4 protein-coding genes are annotated in these 3,774 nt (G+C 71.9%); 1 reads left to right on the top strand and 3 read right to left on the bottom strand.

Annotation, left to right across the window (positions count from 1 at the left end; all coding sequences use genetic code 11):
* Positions 1-93 precede the first annotated feature (93 nt).
* Positions 94-834 (bottom strand): NRDE family protein, encoded by a 741-nt coding sequence (locus RWP81_RS15225; RefSeq protein WP_314457510.1) that lies wholly within the window; start codon positions 832-834, stop codon positions 94-96.
* A gap of 115 nt (positions 835-949) precedes the next feature.
* Here RWP81_RS15225 and coaBC point away from each other — a divergent pair, with 115 nt between their 5' ends.
* Positions 950-2,161, top strand: a complete 1,212-nt coding sequence (gene coaBC / locus RWP81_RS15220) for a bifunctional phosphopantothenoylcysteine decarboxylase/phosphopantothenate--cysteine ligase CoaBC (RefSeq protein WP_314457508.1) — start codon at positions 950-952, stop codon at positions 2,159-2,161.
* Between the two features lie 54 nt (positions 2,162-2,215).
* Here coaBC and RWP81_RS15215 read toward each other — a convergent pair whose 3' ends face one another.
* Both RWP81_RS15215 and RWP81_RS15210 read right to left on the bottom strand, forming a co-directional pair.
* Entirely contained in the window at positions 2,216-2,881 is a 666-nt protein-coding gene (locus tag RWP81_RS15215) for a peroxiredoxin-like family protein (protein WP_314457506.1), read from the bottom strand.
* Positions 2,882-3,090: 209 nt separating this feature from the next.
* Positions 3,091-3,774, bottom strand: a 684-nt coding sequence (locus tag RWP81_RS15210) for a hypothetical protein (RefSeq protein WP_314457505.1), incomplete at its 5' end; no start/stop codon positions are given.

The raw sequence follows: 3,774 nt of genomic DNA, 5'->3' as shown, positions 1-3,774 counted from the left end.
GGTGCGAGGCTCGGCGACGCCCCACGGGCGGGACGCCCTGGTCGGGGATGCCTGGTCGGGATGCCGCGGTCGGTATGCCGGGGGCGACGCACCTCAGCCGACGACGTCCGAGTCGCTGACGCGACGGCGCAGCCCCGCGATGAGCCCGTCGTCCCAGCGGCCGGGTTCGGCCGGGGTCGCCTGACGCACGTCGACTCCCTGCGGTCCGATGCTCGCGACGCACACCAACAACGACTCCAGAACGTGACCGTCGTGGGCGTCTCGCCGCAGCACCGACGCCGACGGATCGCCGGTGGCGTGCGCGACGACGTCCAGCCACGGCATCCACCAGTCGTCGCCGGGGCCGATGCCCGCGCGCCGGAAGTCCTCGAGCCACCGCCCGATGCGCGGGGTCACCGGGTCGTCGACCGCGTGGTGGGCGAGCATGTGGGTGCCGGGCGCGATCCGCGAGCGCCGCGCGACGAGGCCGTCCCATTCCACGAGGTGGGCGCCGTCGGCATCCACCTCGACGAGATTGAAACCGCGTGTGGTCGGGCGATCCGGGATGCCGGCCCCCACCGCGTCGAGGGGGATGCCACCTCGGCTGACGACCTCGTCGTCCGAGCGAGCGGACAGGTCCTGCCGGTTGAGGAGCACGGCCAGACGTCCCGCGTCGGGGTCGACGGCCAGCCACGCGCCGCCCGCGCGGTCGTCGCGAACGCCCAGGATGCCGCCACGCTCGGGCCACCAGGGGCCCAGGCCGCGCCACGGCCGGTCGCGCTCCTCGTCACGCACGGCGAGCAGGCGAACGGGCTCGCCCGCGGCCTGGGGGACGTCGATCACGACCGTGCACATTGCATCCACGCTACCGGGGGCCGGTGCGGTGGGGGCTGTCCCTCTCTCGTGACACCTTCTCGCTCCGATCCGACTCACCGCCCCGCCGCGGCAGCCGACCTGGAAGACTGGGGCGATGTTCGTCGTCGTGGGAGTGACCGGGGGCATCGCGGCCTACAAGACCGTCAGCCTCGTGCGACTGCTGGTGAAGGCGGGGCACGATGTTCACGTCGTGCCCACGGACGACGCGTTGCGGTTCGTCGGTCTGCCGACCTGGGAGTCGCTCAGCCGCAACCCCGTCACGACCTCGGTGCACGACGACGTCGCGAGCGTGCGCCACGTCGCGCTCGGCCAGTCCGCCGACCTCGTCATCGTCGCCCCGGCCACCGCCAACACCCTCGCCGCCATGGCCGCGGGCCTCGCATCCGACCTGCTCGGCACGACGCTGCTCGCCACGACCGCGCCAGTGGTCGTCGCCCCGGCGATGCACACCGAGATGTGGCGGCATCCGGCGACGACGCACAACATGGAGGTGCTCCGCGCCCGTGGGGTGCACGTGGTCGGTCCCGCCGACGGCGTGCTGACGGGAGGAGACTCCGGGCCCGGGCGCATGTCGGAGCCCGAAGAGATCCTCGCTGCCGCCCTCGCTCTCGTCGAGCGCCCGCGCGACCTCCGGGGCCTGTCGATCGTCGTGAGCGCCGGTGGCACCCGCGAGCCGATCGATCCGGTGCGCTACCTCGGCAATCGCTCCAGCGGACGTCAGGGCGTCGCCATCGCTCGAGCCGCCGCCGATCGCGGCGCCGACGTCACCCTGGTCGCCGCACACCTCGACGCCGACGTGCGGCCGGATCCACGGGTCGAGGTCATCGCCGCCGGTACGGCCGCAGAGCTCGGAAGGACGATGGATGCCGTCGCCCCCGGTGCGGACGTCATCGTCATGGCCGCAGCGGTCGCCGACTACTCCGTCGCCTCGATCGCCGAGGGCAAGCTCCGCAAGCAGGACTTCCCCGGTGCGCTGACCCTGGAGCTCGTCGAGAACCGCGACGTCGTCGCGGGCCTCGTGGACCGACGCGGCCCGGGGCAGACCATCGTCGCCTTCGCCGCCGAAACGGTGACCGGCGAGGAGGAACTGCGCGAGCGTGCCCGCGCGAAGGCGATCCGCAAGGGGGTCGACCTGCTCGCCGCGAACGCAGTCGGGTGGGCGCAGGGCTTCGAGGTCGTCGACAACGCTCTCACGATCGTCGGGCACGACGGGGAGGTCGTCGCCACGGCATCCGGGTCGAAGGACGACACCGCGCACGCGCTGCTCGACGCGATCATCGCGGTGCGGCGAGAAGCCGCGACGTGAACGTCCGACGGTGCGACGCGCGACGCCGACGCGACGATCGACCGCAGGCCTGAGCTACCGATCGCGGAGCCGGTCGAGGACGTCGATGATCTGCTCGGGCTCGGTGCGGGTGGTGTAGTCGACGTGCACGTCGGCGAAGCGCACGACACCCGCTTCGTCGATGACGAAGACGGACGGGAACGGCACCCGAGCGGTGGCGTCGGCGTTGCTGTCGGCGACGTCGAATCCGAGGTCGGTGTGGGCCGCTCGCGCGGCGGCGCTGGGCTCGGTGACGATGCCGAACTGTTCCGCGAGGCGGTTGGCGGGATCGGACAGCACCGTGAACTCGAGGGACCCGTTCGTCGCGCTCTGCGACGACCCGTCGGGCGTCTGCGGCGACACGGCGATCAGCCTCGCGCCACGCTCGCGCAGCGCCGGAAGAAGCTTCTCCTGGTACGAGCGCAGAGTGATGTTGCAGTACGGGCACCACGCGCCGCGGTAGAACACGACGACGGACACCTCCCCGCCCCGCGCCGATGAGAACGACGACGCCGTGCCGTCGACCTCGACGAGGACGGCGTCGGGAGCCGCATCGCCGATGCCGAGCGCCGCGTCGGGCACTCCGGCGTGGCGCAGATCGACCTGCTCACCGGCGAAGACTCCGGCGAGGCGATCACCGATCTGCGCCTCGAAACCCGACGTGAAGTCGCCGATCTGCTGAGCGATGGACGGTGCGGACATGAGGGGCCTCCCCGGGGGTCGTCGGCGTCTGGCGCCGGTCCCAGGAGCGTATGTTCGTCCGCGGACGGCACGGCCGATTCCGTCATGAAGCGAGACATGGCGTCACCGGACGTCACTTCACCTGAACCCTTGGCGCCGCGCGCCGACCCCGTCGCGAAGCGCCGAGGTGACCCCACCGTCGCCGCAGGCCGCGGCGCGCGGCGCGGCGCTCAGTAGCCGTAGGTGTACTGCAGCTCCTGCACGAGAGAGAAGATCTGCGTCAGGAGCATGACCACCCACACGCTCGCGATGATCCACGTCACCACGGTCACACCGATCGCCGCCCAGAGCGGGGCGAGGCCCTTGCCGGTGTGACGGCGCACGATCACGCTGCGCCCGATGATGTAGACGAGGCCGCTGCCGATCGCGAGGACGAAGAAGCTCCACGCCCAGTGGAACGGCCGCTCGATTCCGCGGGCGCGCAGCTGACGCCAGTCCAAGAACGCGAACAGGACGGTGGCAGCCGCCAGCACGAGACTCAGGACCGACGACACCACCGTGAGGAGCGTGCCGGCCATCGACGGGCCCGCCAGGGACTCGGAGTACAGGTCGTTGTACACCGACTCGCGCATGAACGAGCCCCAGTCGAATGCGAACAGGCTCAGAACCCCCACCAGCGGCAGCGCCACCAGAAGCCAGATCCACACGGTGTTCGTGTTGATGTCACGACGTGGAGCGGCACCGTATCCGACCGGCGGCGCGGAGGCATACCCCGGGGCGCCCGCGGTGGGTGCTCCGGGGTACGACGGTGCGCCGGCGGAGACGGTTCCCGGGTACGCCGGCGCCCCCGCCGAGGTCGCCGAGACGGGAGCACCGGGATACGCCGCCGCTGAGGGGAACGCGGGGGCCGGAGT

Source organism: uncultured Microbacterium sp. (genome assembly GCF_963521695.1).
Classification (GTDB): Bacteria; Actinomycetota; Actinomycetes; order Actinomycetales; family Microbacteriaceae; genus Microbacterium.
Note: the sequence above shows the minus strand (reverse complement) of the source record. Positions and strands in the feature narration are given on the sequence as shown.